The following is a 25,979-nucleotide window of genomic DNA, read 5'->3' as shown; positions in this document are numbered from 1 at the left end:
CGGTATTCGTGGCTTTCAGAGCCACAGACCTTCTCCTCTCGTAAACCTTTCGTTACAGCGTGGTCGATTTGGCTGCCGACGGGATGATGGCCGAATGACAGGCAGATAACTGCAAACGTGCCAGAATGACAGCATCCAAGATGAGCCAACCATGAGGCCGCCATGAGCAGTGAAACGCCTTCCGAAGCCGAGAGCCCCGCCGCGTTCGATCTCGCCCCCGCCAGCGATGAGGAGCGCCTGGCCAAGCTGGAAAAGGCCAACCGCCTCAACCGCCTGCTGATCTTCGGCTTGGCGTTGCTGCTGTTCATCGTGCTATCGAGCCTGGCCACCTCGGCGGTGGTGAAGATGCTCGCCGACGAGCCTCCTCCTTTCGATCCCGAGGCATTCGCCGCCGTTCAAAAGCGTGCCGAAACGCTGGAAACGGAATTGGCCAGCCTCAAAGAGGATCAAAAACGCCAGGATGCCCTGCTGAAACTGGCCGCCACCCCGCCGCCTCCGGCGCCAGCCACCGCGGCACCGGCAGCGGCCCCGCCCCAGGACATCGCCGCGCTGAAGCTCATGGGCCGCACCCTGCTGGGCCAGGAACAGAGTTTCCAGCAGAGCTTGCAGGCCCTGAAGAACGGCATGCGCGACCTCGCCGACATGATTCCCGGCTCACGCAGCTGGCTGGATGATTACAACGAAGAACTCGACAAGGCCGTCAACGCCAGCGTGCAACGCACCAAGGCGATCCAGCAATGGGGCAGCAAGCTGCCGCACGAGTAGTTTTTCAATGCTGGCCTCAAGGGCGCGTCTACCGAAATGGTGCCAACGCGGGTATCGCGGTACGGCCACAACTCCATCGCCCGCAAGCGGGCTCCTACGCGATCGAGCCCGCCACCCAACCAGCGAACACCTCGGTCCTGTAGGAGCCCGCTTGCGGGCGAATCTGATAGCCGACGCGCATGATCCGGCCTGGAGGGCAGCGGTCTGCCCACCCAACCGCAGCGGATCACGGCAGATGGTGCGCAAGGGCGCCAAGAGCTGCGTCTACCGGAATGCGGCCAACGCGGGTATCGCGGTACGGCCACAACTCCATCGCCCGCAAGCGGGCTCCTACGCGATCGAGCCCGCCGCCCAGCCAGCGAACACCCCGGTCCTGTAGGAGCCCGCTTGCGGGCGAATCTGATAGCCGACGCGCATGATCCGGCCTGGAGGGCAGCGGTCTGTGGGAGAAGGATCTCCGGTGTCGCCTCGCTCAACCACAGTGGATGGCGCCAAGGGTTGCGTCTACCGGAATGCGGCCAACGCGGGTATCGCGGTGCGGCCACAACTCCATCGCCCGCAAGCGGGCTCCTACGCGATCGAGCCAGCCGCCCAACCAGCGAACACCTCGGTCCTGTAGGAGCCCGCTTGCGGGCGAATCGGATAGCCGACGCGGATGATCCGGCCTAGACGGCAGCGGTCTGCCGGAGAAGAGTCTCCGGTGTCGCTTCACTCAATCGCAGCGGATGGCACCAGGAGCTGCGTCTACCGAAACGGTGCCAACGCGGGTGTCGCGGTGCGGCCACAACTCCATCGCCCGCAAGCGGGCTCCTACGCGATCGAGCCCGCCGCCCAACCAGCGAACACCCCGGTTCTGTAGGAGCCCGCTTGCGGGCGAATCGGATGGCCGACGCGGATGATCCGGCCGGAGGAATCGCAGATAAAAAAAGCCCCGAACCAGTCGGGGCGTTTTCGTTTGTTGCGCTAGCTCAGTGGATCACGCGGGCAACACCGGCAGCTGGCTTTGCGCCAGATCGCTCAGTTCGCGATTGGCCACGGCGTACATGGCGTAATCGCTCCCGGAGGCAGAGCGCAGCTCGGCCAGCATGGCCTTCCAGCGGTCGACCAGGCGACGGTTCTGCTCCAGCCAGGCTTCGACGCGCTCCTCGATGGACTCCGGGCCGCCCGGCAGTTGCAGCACGGACACCGTGATGGCCCGTTGCTGGGCATCCAGGTCATCGCGGAATGCCTCGCGGGCCAGGGCCTGCCAGTTGCTTTCCACGCTCAGGCCGCTGATCTGCTGCAGGTACCACGACAGATCCAGCGCGTCGGCAACGGCGAAGTACGCCGAGGCCACTTCGGTGGGCTCGCGGCCGGTGAGGTCTGCCGATTCGATGATCGGCAGCAGCGTGTACAGGTGCCCCGTGCCCGCCACCACGCGGGACAGCAGCTCCGGCACACCGGCTTCAACGTAGGTCTGGTAGCGCGCCATCCACTGGTCGCGAGCCGGCCCTTCGAGCAGTTCGTCCAGACGCATGGCCAAGGCCTTGACCCGTGGGCCGAGGTGGGCGACGTCGCGGGCAGCGTCCAGGTCGTTGCGACGGCTGCGCAGGTACCAGCGAGTGGCACGACGGCCGAGGCGCATCAGCTCATCCATCATGGTCAGTTGCAGATCGGCCGGCACCTGGTTGTCCAGGGCCTCGATCTGCCGCCACCAGAACGGCAGGTGGAACACGTCACGCACCACGACGTAGGCAGCGGCTACCTGCGCCGAACCCACCCCGGTGGACTCCTTCAGGCGCTGCACGAAGGTGATGCCCATGTGGTTGACCAGGTCGTTGGCGATCTGCGTGCTGACGATCTCGCGCTTGAGGCGGTGACGGCGCATGGCCTCGCCATACTGCTGGGCCAGGCGCGGCGGGAAGGCGGTCTCCATTTCGCGGGCCAGGTAATCGTCGTCGGCGATGTCGGACTTGATCAGCGACTCCTGCAGCTCGATCTTGCTGTAGGAAATCAGCACCGAGAGCTCAGGACGGGTCAGGCCCTGGCCCTTGGTGGCGCGCTCGTTGAGCTCCTCTTCGGTAGGCAGGAATTCCAGGGCACGGTCGAGCTTGCCGGTCGCTTCCATGGCCGCCATGAGGCGCTTGTATTCACCCTGACGCTCACGGGCACGACGCTCGGCGAGCGACAGGGCCTGGGTCTGCTTGTAGTTGTTGCCCAACACCAGATTGCCGACGTCTTCGGTCATCTCGGCGAGCAGCGTGTTGCGCTGCTTGCCGGTCATGTCGCCGGCGGTGACAATCTCGTTGAGCAGGATCTTGATGTTCACCTCGTGGTCGGAGCAGTCCACACCACCGGCGTTGTCGATGAAATCGGTGTTGCTGGCGCCGCCGTTGAGGCCGAACTCGACACGGCCGAGCTGGGTCATGCCCAGGTTGCCGCCCTCGCCCACCACCTTGGCGCGCAGTTCACGACCGTCGACGCGCAGCAGGTCGTTGGCCTTGTCGCCGACGTCCGCATGGCTTTCCCGGCTGGATTTGACGTAGGTACCGATACCACCGTTCCAGATCAGATCCACCGGTGCCTTGAGCAGTGCATTGAGCAGCTCGGTAGGTGCCAGCTTGTCGGCCTGGATGTCGAAACGGGCCTTCATTTCCGGGCTGATGGCGATGCTCTTGGCGCTGCGCAGGAAGATGCCACCGCCCTGGGAAATCAGCGAGGTGTCGTAGTCGGCCCAGCTCGAACGCGGCAGATCGAACAGACGCTTGCGCTCGATGAAGCTGCGCGCCGCATCGGGATTCGGGTCGATGAAAATGTGCAGGTGGTTGAACGCTGCGACCATCTGCAGCGATTCGGACAGCAGCAGGCCGTTGCCGAATACGTCACCGGCCATGTCGCCGATACCGATCACGGTGGTCAGGTCCTTCTGCACGTCGATACCGCGCTCGCGGAAATGACGCTGCACGGAAACCCAGCCGCCCTTGGCGGTGATGCCCATGCCCTTGTGGTCGTAACCGGCAGAACCGCCCGAGGCGAAGGCATCGCCCAGCCAGAAGCCGTATTCGCCGGCAATGCCGTTGGCGATGTCGGAGAAGGTCGCGGTGCCCTTGTCGGCGGCGACGACCAGATAGGGGTCATCGACGTCGTGGCGTACCACGTTGGCCGGTGGCGCGACGTCACCGTCCTTGAGGTTGTCGGTGATGTCGAGCAGCCCGCTGATGAAGATGCGGTAGCAGGCGATGGCCTCGGCCTGGATCTCGTCACGACCGCCGCCCAGAGGCAGGCGACGCGGCACGAAACCACCCTTGGCACCGACCGGCACGATTACCGCGTTCTTGACCTGCTGCGCCTTGACCAGGCCGAGCACTTCGGTACGGAAGTCCTCTTCACGGTCGGACCAGCGCAGACCGCCCCGCGCGACGTTGCCGAAGCGCAGGTGCACGCCTTCGACGCGCGGCGAGTAGACGAAAATCTCGAACTTCGGCACGGGTCGCGGCAGTTCGGGGATCGCGCTCGGGTTGAACTTGAAGCTGAAGTAATGCTTCGCCTCACCCTGGGCATCGGGCTGATAGAAGTTGGTACGCAGGGTCGCCTTGATCAGATCCAGGTAGCGACGCAGGATGCGGTCTTCGTTGAGCACCGCGACGTTGTCCAGGGCACCGAGAATCGCCTGTTCCAGCTTGTTCTGCTTGTCCTGCAGGTCATCGGCGCCGAGCTTGCGGGCGAGGTAGAAGCGGGTCTTGAACAGACGCACCAGCTCGCGAGCGATATCGGCATGATTGAGCAGGGTGTTGGCGATGTAGCCAAGGTCGAAGCCCAGACGGATCTGCTTCAGGTAACGGGCGTAGGCACGCAGCAGCGCCACGTCGCGCCATGGCAGGCCGGCGGTCAGTACCAGGCGGTTGAAGGCATCGTTCTCGGCGTCGCCGCGCACGATGTGCACGAAAGCGTCCTGCAGGGTGTCGTTGAGCTGCTGGATGTCGAGCTTGATGCCCTCGGCATAGGTGAAGGCGAAATCGTGAATCCAGAACTCGCGACCGTTCTGGTGCTGCAGGCGATAGGGGAACTCACCGAGCACGCGCAGGCCGAGGTTCTCCAGGATCGGCAGCACGTCGGACAGCGCCAGCGGCGTATCGGCGTGATACAGCTTGCAGTGCAACTGGCGCTCACCCGGCACCAGCGGCTGGTAGAAACTCATGACCAGCGGGCGCTCCTCGGAGAGGCTGCGCAGGTGCTGCATGTCGACCACCGCCGAATGCGCCGGGAAGCGCTCGCGGTAACCGGCCGGGAAGCTTTTCGGGAAGTCGGTAAGTACGCGAGTGCCCTTGGCTTCACCGAAGTTCTCCACCACCAGGGAGGCGTAGTCATCGGTCCAGGAACGGCAGGCCTGAATGACCTCGCGCTCGAGCTGCTGCGGGTCGATGTCCAGCTTGGTCTTCGGGTCCACACGCAGGATGAACTGCACACGGGCCAATACCGACTCGGAGAAGTAGGTCCAGAACTCGCAATCGCTGGCCTGCAGACGGTCGACCAGCACCTGCTGAATGCGCAGGCGGGTCTCGGTGGAATAGATGTCGCGCGGCACGTACGCCAGCGCATAAACGAAACGGCCGTAGGGGTCGAAACGCAGAAACAGACGAACCTTGTTGCGCTCCTGAATCTGCACGATCGACAGCGCGGTGCTGGCCAGCTCGTCTACCGGCGTCTGGAACAGATCATCGCGCGGCAGCACTTCGAGGACCTTGACCAGCTCCTTGCTCAGGTGGCCCTGGGAGATGAAACCGGAGCGTTTCTCCACATCGGCGACCTTGCGGCGAATGTAGGGAATCTCGCGCACGCTCTCGCTGTATGCGGTGGAGGTGTAGATGCCGAGGAAACGGTACTCCTTGACCACCTTGCCTTCGCCGTCGATTTCACGGATGGAAACGAAATCCGGGTAGGCCGGACGGTGCACGCGGCTCGGCTGCGCGGCCTTGGCGAAGGACAGCAGGCTGGGTTCGCGCAAGTACGCCAGGGCGTAGGGCTCGATGCGCAGGTCGTCCTGGCTCAGACCGCTGCGCAGGCGCTTGGAAAGGCCCAGCAGCGAGCTTTCGTCGTACTGCAGGTAGCCACCGACGGCGTCGTCGTGAACGGTGAACTCCTCGTAACCGAGGAAGGTGAAGTGGTCGTCCTGCAGCCAGTCGAGAAACACCTTGATCTCGTCCAGCTCGGCGACTTCGCTCTGGCCGCGGCCAAGGGTGCCGTCGCCCAGCTTGGTCAGCAGTTCCTGAGCCTTGGCCTTCATCGGCTGGAAATCGGCAACGGAGAGGCGCACTTCTTCGAGCACTTCGAGCAGAGTCTTCTGCAGCGATTTGATCTCGGCGTTGCTGGCGCAACGGTTGATTTCCAGGAACATCAGCGATTCGCGCGTGACATCCGGGCCGGTACTGCCCTTGGGCAGCAGATCGATGAGCGCGCCCTGAGCGTCGCGACGCACGCTGAGCACGCTGTTCTGCAGGGTATGGATGCTGTAACCGCGGCGCTTGAGTTCGATACGCACGGAGTCGACGAGGAACGGGATGTCCGGGTGCAACACTTCGATGCCGGTGTGCGTGCTTTGCCAGCCATGCTTTTCATAGTCGGGGTTGAACACGCGTACCTGGGGCTGGGCAGGATCGAAACTGGCCAGCAGGCGCCAGGCAGAAAGGGTGCAACCAACCAGGTCGGAAAGACGCCGTTGCGTCAGTTCCTCGAGGGCGATGATGCCGAAGAACTGTTCAGCGAACAGGGCCACTCGTGGCAGATCCTGCTCACTGACATGCTGCGCCAGGGCCGCTTGCAGTTGATGCTGAAAGTCGGCTTTGCTGGCCGCGGTGAAGAACGCCATGTTTTTGCTCCGTCTATGGGCTATGAGGGGCTGTTGTCGTTTCAGTACGAACCGCGTTGTAGCGAGAAATCTCGCCAGGCTAGGCGGAGGACGCCGGGAATGGTGTTCCCTTGCCAAGCCCTCCAACAACGCATGGCGAAATTTCTCGCACAACCCGCAGGACCGGGCCTGTTTTGCCGCGAGTCAGCGTTTCTCGCCACTCATTTGGAATACCAAACTTCGCGTCTCGTGCCTTGCCTCGCGGCAAAACAGGCTCCGGCGCGGTCGTGCTGAAACGACAACAGCCCCTCCTTTGCGATTCGTGTTCCATGTCCGAGTTCAACCTTAGCGCAGCGACCCGAAATTGCCCGCTCAGCCGCTTTGCCAGAGTGTTCGAACGATGACTTCTCGGTCACAGAGGCCACCTGAGCTTAACGACAGTGCAGGCGCTGACGCTTGCCGTGCGGCGACATTTTCGTTCACACGATCTCCAGCAAAGCAGACGTCGTACAACTTCTTGCACTGTAGTGGCACAGCGCCTAAAGTCTGGCGTCAATAAAAATAATGCCAAATGGACACTACCCCATGCCGTTCTTCCTCTCCTGGAAGCAGAAGTTTCGTCTGCTGATTGTCATCACCCTCTCCAGCCTCGCGCTGATGACCGCGTCCTCGTTCTGGGCCAGCCAGAAACTCGACAACGCCCTGCAGGCCCGGGAGAACGCCACGGCCTATGCCGGCGCCTCGGCTACCCTGATGAATCAATGGCTCAAACTGGGCGCCGAACGACGCCGCCTGACGCCAGAGGGCGAAGCCGATTTCCAGGCCAGCCTCGCCTCGCTTGGCGATCTGGCGCGCCAATACGTCGAGCACGCCGGAGGTTTGAATGACGCCTCGCTGATCGATAGCGCCCGGTACATCGACGAACTGCTGCAGGACGACATACGCCTGCAGCAGAACTGGCTGGAACAGTCCCACGAACTCGGCCTCACCCCCTTCACCGGGCAACGTGCCAGGCTCGCCGAAAGCGGCAAAGGCCTCGAGCGCGTGAGCATCAGCCTGATTCAGGCCTCGATTGCCGAGGCCCTGAGCAACCAGCGCGATTACCTGGCCACCTTCGATGCGGCCTACGCCGGACGCGTGCAGGCAGCCCTGAGCGATCTGCAGGCACGCATCATCGAGTTGGAATGGCAGGACAGTCAGGTCGGCAAGGCGGTCAGCACCTATACCGCGGACTTCGCAACGGCGGACGCACTGATCCGGCGCATCGCCGCCACCGAGAAGCATCTGTTCGAGCAGGGTCGCCAGGTCGAAGAAAGCATCGACGCCCAGAACCTGTACCTGCAGCAGAACGTACTGAGCGCCACCACGCGCCAGGCCGAGCAGGCACGCAGCACGGCCAACTGGACGATGGCGCTGACCTTCGTGCTGGTTTCGCTGTTCATGCTGGTCACCCTGAGCCAGGCCTCGCGCCTGCTGATGGCGCAGCTGGACAAGGTCAATCGGCTGCTGTCCCAGGTGGCCGCCGGCAACCTCACCGCGCGTATCGACGTGGGCGTCAACCCGCGTGACGAGTTCAACCAGCTGGGCAGCGCCTCCAACCAGATGACTCAGGGCATCGCCGGGGTGATTCGCCAGGTGGTCGATGGCAACCGGGAGCTCAACCACCTGCACAGTTACCTCAACGAGGCGATGCGCCGCCTGGAGGAAAACAGCACGCAGGTGGAAATGCAGACCGAACAGGCGGCCTCGGCTTCCCAGCAGATTTCCGCCACGGTCAACGAAATGGCCCAGCGCACCACCGATGTCGGCAACGCCACCCAGGCCGCCTACCAGTCGGCGCGCAACGGCGCCACGGTGATCGTCGCCAGCGCCGACAACATGCGTCACCTCTCGCAGCTGATTCAGGACACCCACACCCAGGTCACCGCCCTCACCCAGTCCAGCGGTAAGGTCACCAGCATCATCGACGTGATCAACGGCCTGGCCGACCAGACCAACCTGCTCGCCCTCAACGCTGCCATCGAGGCAGCCCGGGCCGGGGAAGCGGGCCGTGGCTTCTCGGTGGTGGCAGACGAAGTACGCTCCCTGGCCCAGAAGACCGTGGCCGCCACCACCGACATCGCGCTGATCGTCAACGAGCTGCGCCAGCAGACCCAGCGGATGGATCAATTGATGGTCAGCGGCCTGAACCTCGCCGAACAGGGCGAGCGCAGCTCCGGCGAAGTGGCCCTGGCCATCGACGGCATCACCGGCTCCATGGAACACCTGAGCACGGAGATGAATCAGGTGGTGGTCGCCATCGAGCAGATATCCAGCACCACCGAGGAGATCGCCGCCAAGGTCGAGGACATCAACCTGCACACCGGCAGGACCAAGACCCTGCGCCTGAGCCTCGACGAACATACCCAGGGCCTGTCGCGTCAGGTCGAAGCCCTCAATCACAGCGCCAATCGGTTCCGCATCGCCTGAATGGATCGCCAGCCGCATGCGCCAATGGCGCAGCGGCTGGCCGGATACGTGACCAGGCACACGATCGAAGCACCGCAGGGTGGCGATATGCGCAACAGAGCATGCCCCGCATGGCTTAACCCCCCTGCCTTCGATTATCATGGTCGGCCCTGACGAGCGGGGTCGTCGCTCGCGATTTCCATCCTGGAAAACCTATGGAACACAGAGACGCGCTGCTCGCCCTTCGCCACTTCCTGGCCAGCCAGATCCTCGGTCAGGAAAAGCTCATCGATCGCCTGTTGATCGCCCTGCTCGCTGACGGCCACATGCTGGTCGAAGGCGCCCCGGGCCTGGCCAAGACCAAAGCGATCAAGGAGCTGGCCGAAGGTATCGAAGCCGAGTTCCACCGTATCCAGTTCACCCCGGACCTGCTGCCTGCCGACATCACCGGCACCGAGATCTATCGACCGGAAACCGGCAGTTTCGTGTTCCAGCAGGGGCCGATCTTCCATAACCTGGTGCTCGCCGACGAGATCAACCGGGCGCCAGCCAAGGTACAGTCGGCACTGCTCGAGGCCATGGCCGAGCGTCAGGTGTCGGTGGGCCGTAGCACCTACGATCTGTCGCCACTGTTTCTGGTCATGGCCACCCAGAACCCGATCGAGCAGGAAGGCACCTACCCGCTTCCCGAGGCGCAGCTCGACCGCTTCCTGATGCACGTGAAGATCGGCTTCCCCGATGCCAACGTGGAACGCAAAATCCTCGCCCAGGCCCGTGGCGAGGCGCTGCACGGTGAAACCAAGCCCGATCATCGCCTCAGCCAGCAGGCGATCTTCGCGGCGCGCAAGGAAATTCTCGGCCTGTACATGGCCGATGCGGTAGAGGAATACCTGGTGCAGCTGGTCATGGCCTCACGCACCCCGGGCAAGTTCGACACCGAGCTGGCCGAGTGGATCGCCCACGGCTCCAGCCCGCGTGGCTCCATCGCCCTGGACCGCTGCGCGCGCGCCCATGCCTGGCTGGCCGGCCGCGACTTCGTCAGCCCGGAAGATATCCAGGCGGTGCTGTTCGACGTGCTGCGCCACCGCATCATCCTGTCGTTCGAGGCGGAAGCCTCGGGCATCGATCAGGATCGGGTCATCCAGCGCATCCTCGACGTGGTCGCGGTAGCCTGATGCAATCGCCCGCGGATAACCCTGAGCTGCTGGCGGGCATCCGTACCGATCTCAACCAACTCATCGACATGCGCCACCGCGTGCGTGAAGTGCAGCTGTTTTCCTCGCCTGGCAGGCGCAGCCCGCTGATCGGCCTGCACCATTCGAAGCTGCGCGGGCGCGGTGTGGACTTCGATCAGGTGCGGGTCTACCAACCCGGTGACGACGTGCGCACCATCGACTGGCGCGTTACCGCACGCACTCAGGAGCCGCATACCAAGCTGTTCCACGAAGAACGCGAGCGGCCGATCTACATTCTCGTGGAGCAGAGCCGCCAGTTGTTCTTCGGCTCCGGCCTGATGTTCAAATCGGTGCTGGCCGCCCGTGCCGCCGGGCTGATCGGCTGGGCCGCACTGGGCCATAACGATCGCATTGGTGGCCTGGTATTCGGCGGCCAGGACCATCACGAAATCAAACCGCGGCGCAGCAAACAGAGCCTGCTGCAACTGCTCAGCCGCCTGGCCCGTGCCAACCAGGCGCTGGACGGCGAGGCACCGGTCTACCGGGACAGCTTCGGTCAGGCCCTGCGCCGGGCCCGGGAAGTGCTGCGCCCCGGCAGCCTGGTGGTGATTCTTTGCGACGAACGCACCTTGAGCGACAGCAGCGAACAACAGCTGATCCTGCTCGCCAGGCATACCGACCTGTTGCTGCTGCCGGTCTCCGACCCGCTCGACCACGCCCTGCCGGCATCCGGCCTGCTGCGTTTCGCCGATGGTGACGCCCAACTGGAAGTGGACACCGAAGATGCCAACCTGCAGCACAGCTACGCAGCCCAGGCGCAGGCCCGTCAGGCACGCTGGCAGCGCCTGGCGCAGAAGCTCGGGGTGCCGCTGCTGTCGTTGTCCACTCGCCATGAGCTGGTCGAGCAGTTGCGTGAACACCTGAACAACCTGCGCCCCGGTAAATCGGCATGAACCCGCTCGATCAACTGCAGCCGCTGATCGCCCCGGCCGCCGTTGGCTGGTGGCCGCCCGCACCTGGCTGGTGGCTGCTCGCCCTGCTGTTGCCGCTGTTGGCATGGGGCGCCTGGCGCCTGCTCAAGCGGCTGCCCAAACCCACCCGCAGGCAGGCCGCCGAACAGCCCCTGGACCCGCTGCGCGAGGCGGCCCTGCAGGAACTGCAACGCCTCAGCAAACCTTACGACGGCGCCCCTGCCGGGCCCTGGCTGCAACAGATCAACGGTTTGCTCAAGCGCCTGTGCCGCGAACGTTACCCGGACAGCCACAGCCATACCCTGAGCAGCCGGGCCTGGCTGGCGTTTCTCGACAACCGCTGCCCGGCCGCCGGCCTGACCCGCTGGATGATTCTGGTCGAAGGCGCCTACAAGCCACAGTGCACGCTGGACGACAAGGCCATCGAGGGCCTCAACGGGGCCGTCGCCATCTGGATTCGCAAGCATGTTTGAGTTCGCCTGGCCGTGGATCTTTCTGCTCGCGCCGCTGCCCTGGCTGCTGCGCATGTGGCTGCCACCAGCCGACAGCGGCGAGGCCGCGTTGCAGGTGAGTTTCCTCGGCGAACTGGAAAACCTGTCCGGTCGACGTGCTCGCCTGCAACTGCCGCCCTGGAGGAAACAGGTGTATTTCGCCCTGCTCTGGCTCCTGCTGCTGAGCGCAACAGCACGCCCGGAATGGGTCGGCGAGCCGCTGCCGTTGCCGGCCAGCGGGCGTGATCTGCTGATCGCCGTGGACGTATCCGGCTCGATGGATTACGCCGACATGCGCTGGGAAGACGAGGAAGTCAGCCGCCTGGTGTTGGTCAAACACCTGATGGGCGATTTCATCGAAGGTCGCACCGGCGACCGGCTCGGGCTGATCCTGTTCGGCAGCCAGGCCTACCTGCAGGCGCCGCTGACCTTCGACCGGCAGACCGTGCGCACCTGGCTCGACGAAGCGGTGATCGGCATCGCCGGCAAGAACACCGCCATCGGCGACGCCATCGGCCTGGCGGTCAAACGGCTGCGTCAGCGGCCGGCGCACAGCCGCGTGCTGGTGCTGATCACCGATGGCGCCAACAACGGCGGCGAAATCGAGCCGATGATCGCCGCCCGCCTGGCCGCGGAAGAAGGTGTGACCATCTACCCCATCGGGATTGGCGCCGACCCGCAGCAGGGCGGCAACTTCGCGGCGTTCGGCTTCAATCCCAGCCTGGATCTGGACGAGCCGACCCTGTGCGCGATTGCCGAACTCACCGGCGGCGAGTACTTCCGCGCCCGCGATCAGAACGAATTGCAGGCCATCGAAGCGACCCTCGACCGCCTCGAGCCGGTGGCCCAGCAACCGACCCTGGCGCGCCCTGCCCTGGCGCTCTACTCATGGCCCCTGGCTGCGGCCGTGGTGCTCAGCCTGGCATTGGTGATGCGTAGCCTGTGGCCACAGCTGCGTCAGCAGCGGCTAACCCTCACCCAGCGGCTGAGGCGCAAGGCACCATGAGCGAATTCGCCGGCCTGTGGCCCCACCTGCTGCGCCCCTGGTGGTTGTTGCTGCTGCCCTTGATGGCCTGGCTGCTGTGGCTGCTCACCCATCGGGAAAAACGCAGCGGCCGCTGGCAGACGTTGTTGCCGCCTGCCTTCCATGCCGTGCTGCTACGCGGCGGCCGCGGTCGCAGCAGTCGCCTGCCGTGGATCGCCCTCGGTCTGGCCTGGCTGCTGGCCATCCTGGCGCTGCTCGGCCCCAGTTGGCAGCGGGTGGAACAGAACGACATGAAGCCGGCCGATCCGCTGGTGGTGATGCTCGAACTGACCCCGCAGATGCTGGCCAGCGACGCCTCGCCCAACCGCCTGGCCCAGGCCCGCCGCAAACTGCTCGATCTGCTGCAGGCCCGCGGTGACGCACAGACCGCCATCGTGGTGTACGCCGGTAGCGCCCACACCGTGGTACCGCTGTCGGACGACCTGGGCACCAGCCGCAACCTCCTCGAAGCGCTCAAGCCATCGATCATGCCGGAACCGGGCAAGCGCGCCGACCTGGCTGTGGCCAAGGCTCTGCAATTGCTCGAGGGCGGCGCTCAGGGCCAGGGGCGTCTGCTGCTGATCACCAGCAGTCTCGATGACAGCGAACGCAGCGCCATCGGCAAGCTGCTCGGCAGCCGTGGCGAGCGCCTGCGCATTCTCGGTGTCGGCAGCAGCGAGGGCGCACCGATCGTCCAGGAAGACGGCACCTTCATGAAAGACGATCAGGGCGCCATCCTCATCCCGCGCCTGGACACCGCCGGGTTGAGCCGGTTCGCTCGCGAGCTCGGCGGCCAATACCGCGCCATCAGCCTCGACGAGCGCGACCTGCGTACCCTCGGCCTGCTCGATGGCCCGCAGCAGTTGCGCGACAATGGCCACAAGACGCAACTGCGCAGCTGGGCCGATCAGGGCTACTGGCTGTTGCTGCCCCTGCTGTTGCTGGCGGCCTGCGCCGGGCGCCGCGGCTGGCTGCTGTGTCTGCCGCTGCTGTTGCTGGGCACCCCGCAGACGGGCATGGCGTTCAGCTTCGACGACCTCTGGCTGCGTGCCGATCAGCAGGGCCAGCGGCTGCTCGAAGCGCAGCGCCCCAAGGAGGCCGCAGAACGTTTCGACGATCCGCAGTGGCGCGGCCTGGCGCTTTACCAAGCCGGAGACTACGCCGCCGCTGCCGAGCAGTTCGCCCAGAGCGACAGCGCGGTGTCGCTGTACAACCGCGGCAACGCCCTGGCCCGCAGCAACGAGCTGGAAGCTGCCGTGGACGCCTACGAACGCGCGCTGGAAATCGACCCGCAGTTGCTGCAGGCGCAAAAGAACAAGGCACTGGTGGAAGAACTGCTGCGCCAGCGTGAACAGCAGCAAAGCCAGCAGAAAGACCCGCCGGACGAGCAGCAGCGCGAGGAACACGACGAACAGCAGCAGCCCGGTCAATCTGCGGCGCCTACACCGGACGAGCGAGAGAGCAGTCAGGGCCAGCCTGGCACGCCGCAGGAGCAACAGCCACCGAGCGATCCGAAAACCTCGCCGGGCCAGCCCTCCGAGACAGGGGAGAACGCAGAAACGCCGGCATCACCACCGGCCGATACGGGCACGGCGGAAGTCGATGGACCGCTCGATGGCGAGCGCCGCCAGGCTCTTGAACAATGGCTGCGGCAAATCCCCGATGACCCGGGCGAATTGCTGCGCCGCAAATTCTGGTACGAACAGCAACAGCGTCAGGAACAGCCACGATGACCCGCCTGCTCTGCACCCTGCTCCTCTGTCTGCTGGCGTTTCAGGCCAGCGCGCAGGACTTTATCGCCAGCGTCGACCGCAGCCGGCTGAACCTCGGCGAAAGCGTCGACCTGACACTGGAGTCCACGGACTCGACCCAGTTCGGCAAACCCGACCTGGCGCCGCTCAACGAACTCTTCGAAGTGCTCGGCACCCGCCAGGTCAATCGCCTCACCACCCTGGATGGCGAAGCCCGCGCCACCACACGCTGGATCGTCACCCTGCGACCGCGCCACAGCGGCTATGTGGTGGTGCCTCCGCTGCGCCTGGGCAACTCGCAGAGTCAGCCGATCAGCCTGCACGTGCTGGAGTCGACCACCAAGAGTGCGGACGAGCAGATGGCACCGGTGTTCATCGATGCCAGCCTGGATCACGAGAGCGTCTACGTGCAGGCGCAGAGCGTGCTGACCCTGCGCATCTACCACTCCGTGTCGCTGTACGACGACAGCAGCCTGACGCCGCTGGAAATCGCCGATGCCCGCGTCGAATCCCTGGGCGAACCACGCACCTATGAACAGGACATTGGCGGCGTCCGCCATGGAGTGATCGAGCTGCGCTATGCGATCTTCCCGCAGAAGAGCGGCCAGCTGACGATTCCCGGCCAGGTGTTCAGCGCCACCCTGGTCGATCGCTCCAACAAGAACGACTACCTGCCATTCGGGCCGCGCCCCGGCAAGGTCACGCGAGTCAAATCCCCGGAAATACCCCTGACGGTCAAGGCAAAGCCTGCCGATTACCCCGCTGACGTGCCCTGGCTGCCGGCCCGCGCCCTGAGCCTGGCCGAGGCATGGAGCCCGGAGCCCGGCCAGGTCAAGGTCGGTGACTCGCTGACCCGCAGCCTGATGCTCAAGGCCGACGGACTCTCAAGTGCTCAGTTGCCGCCGCTGCCAGCGACCACCGTGGACGGTCTGCGCCGCTATCCGGACCAGCCGCAGTTGAACAATGAAAGCAGCGAGCGCGGCCTGATCGGCAGCCGAGAGGAGCGTGAGGCCCTGGTGGCCAGCAAGGCCGGCACGCTGGAGCTGCCGGCAGTCGAGGTGGTGTGGTGGAACACCCACGAAGACCGCCTGGAGCGCAGCAGCCTCCCGGGACGCAGCCTGGAAGTGGCAGCGGACCCGGCCATGAGCGTGGAGCAACCGGTGGAGCCGCGCCCGCGCAGCGCCCCTGTCGAGGACGTCCTGCTGTGGCCATGGCAGCTGAGCAGCGTGCTGTTCGCCCTGACCACTGTGCTCGGCTTCGGCCTGTGGTGGCACGCACGGCGCCAGCCAGCCATCCAGCGCGCCGCACAGAGCGGCCCGAGCCCACGCACCCTGCTCGACGATCTCAAGCGCGCCTGCCTGGCCAACGACAGCCAGGCCACCCGCCAGGCCCTCGACGCCTGGGCACGCCAGCAACCGGAAACCCTGGCCGATATGGCAGCCCGGTTCGCACCGCTGTCCGAAGCCCTCGATGGCCTCAACGGCGCGCTGTACAGCGAAAGTGGCCAGCACTGGCAGGGCGCTCAGCTGTGGCAGGCCATCGGCGAGCTGCCGGCAGCCGAAAGCGCTCAGGAAAACGGCCCGGAAACCACCCAGTTGCCACCTCTTTATCCTCGCTGAACAGGAAAGGCCAATGATCGAGCAGCCGGTGTCCGCGCTTCCCAGCTTCTGGCGTGACGCCGAGCTGCCCTTCGTCGAACTGCGCTCGATCGAGGATGGCCGCCAGGTCTGCTATGGCCGGCACAGCCACGAGATCTTCTCCATCGGAGCAATCACCCGTGGGCAGAGCACCTACAGCAATCGCGATGTGGACCGTCACGTCAGCCAGGGCACGGTAGTGCTGATGAATCCCGGCGACGTGCACGCCTGCAACCCCATCGACGGGCAACCCTGGTCGTACCTGATGCTGTATGTCGACCCGCAGTGGCTGGGCCACCTGCAGCAAGCGCAGGGGCTGACCGATACGCCGGTCTTCCAGCGCTTCGCCTGCATCGCCAGTGACGATGCCGAACTGTATGAGGGCCTGCTGCAACTGCGTGAAACCTTGCTCGACCCCAGCCTTGGCGCGAGCGGCAAGGCCGCTCAGGCCACGGCCTTCTTCAGCCTCGCGCTGCAACGCCTGGCGCTGGAGGGCGACAGCGATGAGCGCATGAACCCACGCCTGGAACACGCCGCCCGCCTGATCCACCAGCACTGCGGGGAAACGCTCAGACTCGACACCCTGTGCGAAGCCGCGCAGCTGTCACCGTCGCAACTGATTCGTGGTTTCAAGCAACGTTACGGCATGACGCCCCACGCCTACCTGCTCAACCGCCGCATCCAGTTCGCCCACTCCCGCCTGAAGAACGGCGCCCCACTGGCCGACGTGGCTCTGGAAGCCGGCTTCGCCGACCAGGCGCATTTCCAGCGCACCTTCAAGCAATTCCTCGCCGCCACCCCCGGCCAGTACCGCGGCTAGGGACAACCACGCAATAACCCGGCCCAATGCCGAGCTCCGGTTCTCTGGCGCTCTAAGAACCTGTTCATAATCTTTCAGCCCAGGTTCATCGATTTCGGCAGCTAAGTGGCGGGAGCGGCCTTTTGTAGGGTGGACGACGCTTCACCCGTCCACCGCTCTGCGATCGTAATGGTGGACAAAAAGAGCGTTGTCCACCCTACCCAGGGATGCCTTGTAGTTGCCGCTTCATGCGCATAAAGACCGTGAATAGGCTTTAACGGGCTTACGCCAACACCAGATACCCCGCACTGGCCACCAACAATCCCGCCAAAACCCGCACCCGCTGCGGCGCCTGCAGGTACGGCTGCAAGCAGGTACCGGCATAGGCCCAGCAGGCCAGCGACAGGTAGCAGACCACGCAGTAGATCGCGGCGAACTGCCAGACCAGCAAGGCCTCACCATCGGCAACGAAGGCGCCCATGCCAGCGATTGCCGCCAGCCAGGCTTTGGGATTCAGCCATTGCATGAGCGCGCCGTGCATGAACGAAGCGACCGGTGCGCCCTCGCCCGCCTGCAGCGCCCCATCGTCGGCTGCCAATCGCCACGCCAGGTAAAACAAGAAAGCCACGCCCGCCCACTGAATCGCCACGGTCAGCCCGGCTAATAGCGACAACAGTTCGTGCAGCCCCATGCCGATCAGCACCAGCAGCAGCGTGAAGCCCAGCGTCGCGCCAGCGACATGTCGCAACGCAGCCCGCAATCCGTGCCGCGCACCGGTGCTCAGCGAAAGCAGATTGACCGGTCCGGGAGAAATGGATGCGGCCAGTGCAAAGGCCGCCATGGACAGAAACAGACTCATCACGCATGCCCCACCACTGATTTGGAGTGAGGCAAATTAACCGGTGGCCACCGAGGCGTATTGAAGAAAACACGCATGGCCCGAAGAGTGGCTGCAGGGAAAGGCGGGCGAAAAAAACCGCGGCCAGGCCGCGGTTTCTTCATGTCGCCATCGATTTCAATGGGCCAGCAACGAACCGCCCTTCTTGCCTGCCAGCTTCTCCGGCTTGATCAGGAAGTGCGCCAGCGCCGGCAGCAGCCACAGGGCACCGAACATGTTGACGATGAACATGAAGGTCAGCATCAGGCCCATGTCGGCCTGGAACTTGATCGCCGAGAACATCCAGGTCGCCACGCCGATGGCCAGGCACAGCCCGGTGAACAGCACCGCCTTGCCGGTGGAGCGCAGGGTCTGGTAGTAGGCTTCCTGCAACGGCAAGCCAGCCCGCAGGAAAGTTTCCAGGCGACTGTAGATGTAGATGCCGTAGTCCACGCCGATCCCCACGCCCAGTGCGATCACCGGCAGGGTCGCGACCTTCACGCCGATACCCAGGAACGCCATCAGGGCGTTGCCGAGAATCGAGGTGAGGATCAGCGGCAGCACGATGCACACGGTGGCGGCGAACGAGCGGAAGGTGATCATGCACATGATGCCGACGCACAGGTACACCAAGACCAGGATAAGCAGCTCCGAGGTGCTGATCACTTCGTTGGTCGCGGCCTCGATACCGGCGTTACCGGCAGCCAGCAGGAACTCCACGTTTTCGGACTTATGCTCCTCGACGAAACCTTCTACCGCCGCCACTGCGCGCTTCAGTGTCTCGGCCTTGTGGTCCTGAAGGAACACCAGCACCGGTGCCACCGAGCAATCGGCGTTGTACAGGCCGTCAGCGCGGGCAATGGAGTTGTTGAGCACGTCCTGATTGCGCGACAGGGTTTCCCATTTCAGGTTGCCCTCGTTCATGCCCTTGATCAGTTGCCGCGACACGCTGACCATGGAGATCGCCGACTGCACACCGGGCGTGTTGTCCATCGTCCACATCAGCTCGTCCATGGCCGCCAGGGCTTCGTAGGTCGAACAGCCTTCCGGCGCGGTCTTGACCATCACCACCAGCACATCGGAGCTGGTGGAGTAGTTGCGGATCACGAAATCGTTGTCGAGGTTGTAGCGCGAATCCGGACGCAGCTCGGGCGCGCCCTGATCGAGGTCGCCGACCTGCAGGTTCTGCTGCTGGTACCAGAAGCCGCCGATACCGGCGAACAGGGCCAACGCCACGGAAACCGGCGCGACCCTGGAACTGGCGAAGTTCGACAGCAGACGCCAGAACGGATGCTCACTCACCGCGTCACGCTTGCTGCGCTCCACGGCCTTCTTGCTGATGCCGATATAGGAAATCGCCACTGGCAGCAGGATCAGGTTGGTGAAGACGATGACCGCGACACCGATGGACGCGCCGATGGCCAGTTCACGGATCACGCCAATATCGATCAGCAACAGGGTGATGAAGCCGACGGCGTCGGCGAGGATGGCGATCATTCCCGGCAGGAACAGCTGCCGGAACGTCAGCCGCGCTGCGGTCAACGCATCTTCGCAGCCGCCGGATTGCAGGGCGATGCCGTTGATCTTCTGCACGCCGTGGGAAATACCGATGGCGAAGATCAGGAACGGCACCAGCATGGAATACGGATCGAGGCCGAAGCCGACCGAGTGCATCATGCCCAGTTGCCAGACCACCGCCACCAGGGTGGTGATCAGCACCGCGATGGTGCTGCGGATGCACCAGGTGAACCAGTACAGCAGCACGAAGGTGATCAACAGCGCCACGCCGAAGAACAGCGCCACCATGACCAGGCCATCGATCAGGTCACCGACCTTCTTGGCGAACCCGATGATGTGCACCTGCACGTCGGGATTCTGCGCCTGGTACTTGCTGCGGATCTTCTCTTCCAGCTGGTGCGAGAACTCCTGGTAGTCGAGCTTGATCAAGCGGCCCTGATCCTGGGGATCCGGGTAGGACTCGAGCAGCGGCACATCGATGATGCTGGACTTGAAGTTGTTCGCCACCAGGCGACCGATCTGCCCGGACTTGAGCACGTTGCTGCGCAGTTCCTCGAGGCTCTGCGGGCTGCCGTCGTAGGTCTGCGGGATCACCTCGCCACCGGCGAAGCCCTCTTCGGTGACTTCGGTCCAGCGCACGCTGGGGCTCCACAGCGACTTCAGCCCGGAGCGGTCGACACCTGGAATGTAGAACACTTCGTCGTTGATCAGACGCAGCGTCTCCATGTACTCCTTGCTGAAGATGTCGCCATTCTTGGCCTCCACGGAAATACGCACGGTATTGCCCAGGTTGGCCAGGTCGTTGCGGTGTTCCATCATGTTCTGAATGAACGGATGGCTCAGCGGGATCATCTTCTCGAAGCTGGTCGACGGCCTGACCTGAGTGGCCTGGAAGAACAGAAACACGCTGACCAGCAGGCAGATCAGGATCACCGCCGGCCGGTTGTTGAAGATCAGGCGCTCAAGCAGGCTAGCCTTGTCTTGGTGATGGTTACTCATCGAACACTACCCCAGCTTGTTATTGTTGGCCTGGATTGGCACCGGTCGACGAGGTCAGGCGTACGCCGCCCTGCCCGACCAGAATCAGCTTGCCATCGGCACCTGCGGTCACGCCCGCCAGCGACACCCGATCCGGGCGATTGAACACGCTGAAGCTGTGGCCGCGATCGCTGCTGGTTAGCACGCTGCCGCCATGCCCGACCACCACGATACTGCCGTTATCGAGCAAGGCCGCGCTGGCCAGGCCAAACTCCAGGGTGCCGCCGCTGGCGGTAGCCAACGGGATCTGCTGCCAACTGTCACCGCCGTCGGTGGACTGGAACAGGTGCCCGCGCAGGCCATAGACCAGCAGGCCGCGGGGCTCGCCGGTGGCCAGCACGCCGAACAGCGACCCCTGGTACGGGCCCTCCAGAGTCTCCCAGGTTTCGCCGCCATCGACGGAGCGAAACAGACTGCCCATCTCGCCGACGATGAACAGACCGGTGTCCTTCACCTCGGCGATGCCGTTGAGGTGATAGGCGTCCTCGTTGTCGAGACGGTCGCTGACATCTTCCCAGGTGGCGCCACCATCGCTGGTTTGCAGCAGCGCCCCGTAGGCGCCGATGGCGAAGCCGTGTTGCAGATCCTTGAACCAGACGTCGAGCAACGGCGCCTCGCGCTGCAGGTCCTCGAACTGCTTGACCCAGGTGGCACCGCCATCGGTGGTCGCCAATACCAGGGCGTCGTGGCCGACCGCCCAGCCGTGCTTGTCATCGACGAAGAACACCGCAGTGAGCATCTGCCGGGTCGGTACCTTGGCCTGCTCCCAGCTCGTGCCATCGTTATCGGAATAGAGGATGTGGCCGCGCTCACCGACCGCCACCAGGCGTTTGCCAGCGTGAGCGATATCGAGCAACAGGCTGGACACGGCCTTTGCCGAAGGCACCGAATAGCTGACGGCCTCGTCAGGGGCTTGCGCCTGCACGAGCGGCGCGGCGGCCACCAGCAGCGCGCACAGCGATAGTGCCTGCAGCACCGGCTGCACGCTTTTCCCGCCCCTGATGCGCCGCAAAATGGGCTCACTCATACAAAACTCCCCCTTCTTCTTGTTATTGCCAGCGCCTGTGAAGCGACGCTCATGCTAGCGGCCTTTGCGGATCCAAAATCCACTGTTTTGTAAGAAAAAGCCCGCGTTATCGATCGCGCGAATGACAGCCGCGCAGTCGATCGCGCCATCGACTCAGCGAGTCCCGCGGCGGCGCAGCGCTGCCGGCGTGAAGTAGCCATCATCGACGGCAGGCTGACTGAAGTCGATGGTATTGGCTTCTTCGTTATCCAGATTCTGTACGTGGTAGCGACGCGCCTGCAGATCGTGGAAGACATCCAGCGCAGACCAGGTAGTCGGCAGCTCATAGTAGTTCTTCAGATACGCCAGAGACACGCGCCACAATTCCCCCCGACCATCGTACTGATCGACCACCGCAGCCTGCCAGCTGTCTTCGTCGAGATACAGGGTTCGCTTGGAATAGATGTGCCGGGCGCCGGGCTTGAGCGTGCCCTCCACGACCCACACCCGGTGCAGCTCATTGCGGGTGAAAGCCGGATTGAGGTGACCGACCTGCAGCAGATCCTCGTATTTGACCTGCGGGCTGGTGACCTTGTAGTTGTTGTAGGGGATGTAGATTTCCTTCTTGCCGACCAGCTTCCAGTCGTAACGATCCGGAGCGCCGTTGAACATGTCGGTGTCATCGGCGGTACGCAGGCCATCGGCTGCGGAGATCGGCGTGTCATAGGCGAGATTAGGTGCTCGCCGCACACGGCGCTGACCGGCGTTGTACCCCCAGGCCTGACGCGGCTCCTTGACCTGATCGAGGGTCTCGTGGACCAACACCGCGCCACCAGCCAGACGCGCCGGGCTGCGGGTGAACGACAGGTAGTAGAAGAGGATGTTGTTCAGGTTGGCGTAACTGCCCTTGGGGTCGTAGAACTTGAACATCGCCTCCTGCTGCGAGGTGACCAGCGAGTAGGAGCCATTGCGCTGCACCGCCACTTCCGAGGCACGCCGTACGATGTAGGTACCGCGATAACGGGCGATGTGGTTCCACAGCGCCTCGACACCGCTCTGCGGGATCGGGAACGGGATGCCACCGTAGGCATCGGCGAAGCCGTTGCCGCCGTCGAGCAGCTTGGCGCTGAGCGCGTTCTTCGCCGTGTTGTCGTAGACCCACTGCGGCGCCGAACCGGAACGGCGACTGGTGTACACCGGCATCTGGTAGGTATCCGGGTAGGCTTCGAACAGTGCGATCTGCCCAGGCGTGAGGTTGTCCCGGTACTGCTGCAGGTTGGCCTTGGTGATGGTGAACAGCGGCTTGTCGTTCGCGAAAGGATCGACATGGTGCTTGCCCGAGCCTTGATAACCAGCCGGTGCCTGGGTGATCCCGCCTGTCCAGGCCGGAATGGTGCCCGCTGCGTTGCCGGCCTTTTCGCCGCCAAGTGGCATCAGGCTGGTGCCCAGCCTGGCCGCATCCTGAGGCGAAACAGCCGCCTGGGCGTTACCGGCCAGCAGCACCAGCGCGACTGCGACGCCTTTGAGGTTCAGCATCCTGTATCTCCGTGATCAGAAGGAGTATTTGACGTTGACGCCGACATTGTCGCGGTCGCGCACGGCGTTGTTGTTACCGCCACCGGAAAACTCGGTGTACTGCAGCTCGGCTTCCAGGCTGTTCATGTAGTTGGCCTTCATGCCGAGGGTGTAAGCCTTGCGGCCTTCGACGAAATTACCGGTCTGGTAGGAGTTGCCCTCGAAGTCATCCTTGTAGACGACGAAGGGCGACAGATTGACCCCGGCCACGACGTCGTTCCAGGTGCCCGACAGCACCAGGGTGTAACCATAGGCGTTCTTGTTGACCTGATAACTGCGGCCATAACCGAACGCGTAGGAGGAATCACCACGCCCGGCGTAGTAGCGGGTCGAGCCATCGTAGGCGGTGTACTTCAGGTCGCTGCCGCGCAGGTGCTCGGAGGCCAGTTCGGCCACGCCGGTCAGCGCATCGAACCCCAGCGACGGGCCGAAGTTGTAGATGCTGCCCAGCGAGGCGTTGTAGGCCTCGACACGCTCGTAGTTGTGGATCTGCTCGCCAAGCTGCAGAGCGTTGCCACCGATATTCACCTGCTGGCCTTGCACCACTTGCGGCGCCTGACGCAGCAGATCGCCGAGCAGGTCGTTGGTGGCGGCGACACCGATCGGCAGGTTCGGCCGATAGGACAGCTCACCGAACAGCGAGGCATTGCCCAGGGTGGTATTGAAGCTGAAGCCGTACATGCGGATATCTTCGACGTACTCGCGGCGGGCGTTGATGCTGTTGGCGACGTCGATGGTGGCAATCCCGCCCACGGCACTGGAGAGTGCATTGCGGTAGGCATTGGCCAGGCCACCGGTAGGATCGGCCGCGATGGCGCCCTGCAGCTGGGGCACCGTCAGCCCGACCGCGCTGGCTACCGACTGCTGGATGGCTGGCGTTGCAGCCGCCTGAATGGCCGCGAGATTCAGCCCGGGATAGCTGCCCAGATCGGCCGCAGCGGTCGGCTCCTTGGCGTGGTAATTGACGAAGTAGAAACCGAACTCGGTCGAGTTCAACTGCTCGGCGATATAGCGAAAGGCCACGCCGAACTGACCATCGTTCCTGGCATTGATGTCCTTGCCGATGGACGCCACCTTGATGTAACCGTTGCCGTCGATGTTGCGACCACCCTGCAGACCACCCGTGGCACCCAGGCCACCATACAACCCGGCCAGCGGAAGCAGCGCCGGCAGGCGCGAATAGGCGGTATTGCCACCCTCGGCGAACAGGTCGGTCTCGGAGAAGTAGCTGCCCACCGGGTCGATGGCGGTTTCCTTCCAGTTGAACTGGTAGAAGGTCTCCATCGACAGGTTGTCGGTCAGGCCAATATTGAAACTGACCGCCTCGACGGGGATCAGCACTTCCTTGATCTCCGAACCTGGTAGACGGAAGCGCGCGCCGTCCACCGGGTTGCTGGTGTTCACGCCACCGCGATAGAACACGCCCTCGCCCCAGTTGAACACCTGCCGACCCAGACGCGCACTGACCGGACGCTCGGCGACATCCCAGTTGCCATACACGTAGGCATCGAGGATCTGCGCATCGCGTCCGGCCTTGTGCCGAGTATCGCGAGTGAAGCTGTCATCGTTGGGGAAGTTCTGGCTCGGCTGAGTGGGCCTGTTACCGCTGTTGAAGTCGTTGCGCTTGTCCATGATCCGGGTGTCATAGAATGCCGTGCCACGCACGAAGAGGCCGTAGTTCTGGTAATTCATTTCCAGGTCGGAGGTGATCTTGAACACCTCGGAAACCAGCCCGGTATCGAAATTGCGATTGCCGTCGTTGACGTTGACGTCGTCGTTGCTTCTGCTCTGCCCCTGCACACGCCACAGCTGCCCGTAGGACAGCGTGGTGTCGAGCGAGCCGCTGATTTCGTTGTCGACGAAGCTGAACTCCGCCGCCTGTACGGGCACCGTGACCAGCAGCGGTAACACGCTGGCCAGGGCATAACCCGCCTTCGCCGGCACCAGGCGCAAGGCCGGCTCAAAGGACTTGATACGCATTGAATCTCTACTCCGCTGACAGACAGTCGTTGTTCTATCCGGCCCGTTTTCGGTGGGCCTGGCGGACACCTTGCTGGGGCGTCCTGTCATTGCGCTGAACTGGCTGACGTCACTGCCCCATGCAGTGCAACCTTGGTGCCAATTCAAACGATCGTATTAGCCGAAAGTGCTTTTCCAGAGCAGCTCCGTAGCGTCTTTTTATGACTGGTCGTCCACTGACCAATAGCCCTCGATTAGCGCCTTTTCGAACGCCCTCCTCCCCAGAAAGCGCTGCGAAGCGCACACAGCTCCACGCATTCGTCAATCGACGGCGCCGGATATTAAGTGTGTCGACTTATAAGAAGGTAACTTTCGATACCGACAGGTAACGAAAAAACGTTACTGCGGGAACGAACGGTAACATTCGGCCCGATGATGCGCGTTAAATCAAGTCAAACCGCTCTAGAACGAACTTTTCAGACCTTCGGAGGGTTCTGCTGGCTGCTGAACTGCCCCCAAGCAGGATGGAGGGCTGGCACGTTGATGAATGCCGGCACAATGGCGAGGGGCACGAGAGCGGTCAGGCCACCATCGCATCGCCCGCAAGCGGGCTCCTACACACGGAGCCCGTAGGAGCCCGCTTGCGGGCGAATTACGTGAACAACGCAGATATCGAATCAAGGCCACCCTCTTCGCACCGAGGGCGGCGCTCCTACACCACCGTGACCAACCCTGCCCCTGTAGGAGCCCGCTTGCGGGCGAATCGCGGGGACAACGCAGATACCGCAGCAAGGCCACCTTCTTCGCGCCGAGGGCGACGCTCCTACACCACCGTGACCAGCCCTCCCCTGTGGGAGCCCGCTTGCGGGCGAATCGCGTGGACAACGCAGATACCGCAGCAAGGCCACCCTCTTCGCGCCGAGGGCGACGCTCCTACACCACCGTGACCAGCCCTCCCCTGTGGGAGCCCGCTTACGGGCGAGTCGCGGGGACAACGCAGATACCGCATCAAGGCCACCCTCTTCGCGCCGAGGGCGGCGCTCCTACACCACCGTGACCAACCCTCCCCCTGTAGGAGCCCGCTTGCGGGCGAATTGCGTGGACAACGCAGATTCGCATCA

At 63.9% G+C, this 25,979-nt stretch carries 15 protein-coding genes; 9 read left to right on the top strand and 6 right to left on the bottom strand.

Annotation, left to right across the window (positions count from 1 at the left end; all coding sequences use genetic code 11):
- Window positions 1-162: 162 nt before the first annotated feature.
- Window positions 163-765 carry a hypothetical protein gene (locus FHR27_RS03865; protein WP_179537834.1) on the top strand — a complete coding sequence of 201 codons (603 nt, stop codon included), beginning with the start codon at window positions 163-165 and terminating at the stop codon, window positions 763-765.
- 976 nt (window positions 766-1,741) lie between these two features.
- Here the strand turns inward: FHR27_RS03865 and FHR27_RS03860 are convergent.
- A complete protein-coding gene (locus FHR27_RS03860) occupies window positions 1,742-6,610 on the bottom strand; it encodes an NAD-glutamate dehydrogenase (RefSeq protein ID WP_179537833.1) in 4,869 nt (1,622 codons plus the stop codon).
- A gap of 564 nt (window positions 6,611-7,174) precedes the next feature.
- Here FHR27_RS03860 and FHR27_RS03855 point away from each other — a divergent pair.
- The 8 genes from FHR27_RS03855 (at window position 7,175) to FHR27_RS03820 (ending at window position 16,906) form a co-directional block, all read left to right on the top strand.
- Window positions 7,175-9,058: a methyl-accepting chemotaxis protein gene (locus tag FHR27_RS03855; protein ID WP_179537832.1), complete on the top strand. Its 1,884-nt coding sequence runs from the start codon at window positions 7,175-7,177 to the stop codon at window positions 9,056-9,058.
- 194 nt (window positions 9,059-9,252) lie between these two features.
- Window positions 9,253-10,212: an AAA family ATPase gene (locus tag FHR27_RS03850; RefSeq protein WP_042552852.1), complete on the top strand. Its 960-nt coding sequence runs from the start codon at window positions 9,253-9,255 to the stop codon at window positions 10,210-10,212.
- A complete protein-coding gene (locus tag FHR27_RS03845) occupies window positions 10,212-11,165 on the top strand; it encodes a DUF58 domain-containing protein (protein WP_179537831.1) in 954 nt (317 codons plus the stop codon). The genes FHR27_RS03850 and FHR27_RS03845 overlap by 1 nt, the downstream gene beginning before the upstream one ends.
- Window positions 11,162-11,656, top strand: coding sequence for a DUF4381 domain-containing protein (locus FHR27_RS03840; protein ID WP_042552850.1), 495 nt, complete (start codon window positions 11,162-11,164; stop codon window positions 11,654-11,656). Before FHR27_RS03845 ends, FHR27_RS03840 begins: the two co-directional genes overlap by 4 nt.
- On the top strand, window positions 11,649-12,680 hold the full coding sequence (locus tag FHR27_RS03835) for a vWA domain-containing protein (protein ID WP_179537830.1): 1,032 nt from the start codon (window positions 11,649-11,651) through the stop codon (window positions 12,678-12,680). Before FHR27_RS03840 ends, FHR27_RS03835 begins: the two co-directional genes overlap by 8 nt.
- A complete protein-coding gene (locus tag FHR27_RS03830; RefSeq protein WP_179537829.1) occupies window positions 12,677-14,431 on the top strand; it encodes a VWA domain-containing protein in 1,755 nt (584 codons plus the stop codon). The genes FHR27_RS03835 and FHR27_RS03830 overlap by 4 nt, the downstream gene beginning before the upstream one ends.
- Window positions 14,428-16,068 carry a BatD family protein gene (locus tag FHR27_RS03825; protein ID WP_042552847.1) on the top strand — a complete coding sequence of 547 codons (1,641 nt, stop codon included), beginning with the start codon at window positions 14,428-14,430 and terminating at the stop codon, window positions 16,066-16,068. The genes FHR27_RS03830 and FHR27_RS03825 overlap by 4 nt, the downstream gene beginning before the upstream one ends.
- A 13-nt stretch (window positions 16,069-16,081) precedes the next feature.
- On the top strand, window positions 16,082-16,906 hold the full coding sequence (locus FHR27_RS03820) for a helix-turn-helix domain-containing protein (protein WP_179537828.1): 825 nt from the start codon (window positions 16,082-16,084) through the stop codon (window positions 16,904-16,906).
- A gap of 262 nt (window positions 16,907-17,168) precedes the next feature.
- Here FHR27_RS03820 and FHR27_RS03815 read toward each other — a convergent pair whose 3' ends face one another.
- The 5 genes from FHR27_RS03815 to FHR27_RS03795 all read right to left on the bottom strand — a co-directional run bounded on the left by FHR27_RS03815 (window position 17,169) and on the right by FHR27_RS03795 (window position 24,879).
- A complete protein-coding gene (locus FHR27_RS03815) occupies window positions 17,169-17,744 on the bottom strand; it encodes a LysE family translocator (RefSeq protein WP_179537827.1) in 576 nt (191 codons plus the stop codon).
- 156 nt (window positions 17,745-17,900) lie between these two features.
- Window positions 17,901-20,279, bottom strand: a complete 2,379-nt coding sequence (locus FHR27_RS03810) for an efflux RND transporter permease subunit (protein WP_042552844.1) — start codon at window positions 20,277-20,279, stop codon at window positions 17,901-17,903.
- Between the two features lie 19 nt (window positions 20,280-20,298).
- Window positions 20,299-21,345 (bottom strand): WD40/YVTN/BNR-like repeat-containing protein, encoded by a 1,047-nt coding sequence (locus FHR27_RS03805; RefSeq protein ID WP_042552843.1) that lies wholly within the window; start codon window positions 21,343-21,345, stop codon window positions 20,299-20,301.
- A gap of 153 nt (window positions 21,346-21,498) precedes the next feature.
- Window positions 21,499-22,860: a DUF1329 domain-containing protein gene (locus tag FHR27_RS03800; RefSeq protein WP_042552842.1), complete on the bottom strand. Its 1,362-nt coding sequence runs from the start codon at window positions 22,858-22,860 to the stop codon at window positions 21,499-21,501.
- Window positions 22,861-22,875: 15 nt separating this feature from the next.
- Window positions 22,876-24,879, bottom strand: coding sequence for a DUF1302 domain-containing protein (locus tag FHR27_RS03795; protein ID WP_179537826.1), 2,004 nt, complete (start codon window positions 24,877-24,879; stop codon window positions 22,876-22,878).
- Window positions 24,880-25,979: the final 1,100 nt, after the last annotated feature.

It is taken from the genome of Pseudomonas flavescens, assembly GCF_013408425.1.
Classification (GTDB): Bacteria; Pseudomonadota; Gammaproteobacteria; order Pseudomonadales; family Pseudomonadaceae; genus Aquipseudomonas; species Aquipseudomonas fulva_A.
Note: the sequence above shows the minus strand (reverse complement) of the source record. Positions and strands in the feature narration are given on the sequence as shown.